The organism is Vibrio sp. 1562, from assembly GCF_033340155.1.
Taxonomy (GTDB): Bacteria; Pseudomonadota; Gammaproteobacteria; order Enterobacterales; family Vibrionaceae; genus Vibrio; species Vibrio alginolyticus.
In genome coordinates this window covers 1-653 of the sequence record NZ_JAWOVY010000430.1, presented here as the reverse complement: position 1 = coordinate 653, position 653 = coordinate 1, and the positions used below count along the sequence as shown (strand labels likewise).

At 45.9% G+C, this 653-nt stretch carries 1 protein-coding gene; it reads right to left on the bottom strand.

From position 1 onward, the window contains the following. On the bottom strand, nt 1-653 hold a 653-nt coding region (locus R7Z49_RS25610), incomplete at both ends, for a putative PEP-binding protein (protein ID WP_318112475.1).

Below are 653 nucleotides of genomic sequence, written 5' to 3'. Positions count from 1 at the left end.
GTCATCGCCTGTTCCGCTAGTTTTTCTAGTTCCTGTTGTTGGCTATGACGAATCAAATACTTCACCTTAGCCACGTTAGATGTGTTCATACTTAAGCTGGTGTATCCCAACCCAAGTAATAAGAGCGCACCAAATGGATCACCGGCTAATTCACCGCAGATGCACACTGGCACATGATATTTATCGCACACGTCATGAATCTGTTTGAGTGCTAACAGCACTGCCGGATGCATGGATTCATAGACATCAGCGACGCGGGAATTGTTCCGATCCACCGCCAGTAAATACTGAGTTAAGTCGTTAGTACCAACAGAGACAAAATCCACTCGATGCGCGATGGCAGGAAGCAGATATACCATCGATGGTACTTCGATCATCACCCCGACCTTTGGAGCCTGAATACGCTCATCAAGCAAGACAACTTCGCTGTAGGCTTGGTTGATCAGCGTCATCGCATCATCCAGCTCTTTAATACCAGATACCATGGGTAACAAGATACTTAAATTACCACTTTCAGCACTGGCTCTTAGCATCGCACGCAATTGAATCAAAAAGATATCAGGATGATCTAACGTAAAGCGAATCCCGCGCCAACCTAAAAACGGATTGTCCTCTTCGATTGGCAGGTATGGCAATGGTTTATCACCACCGAT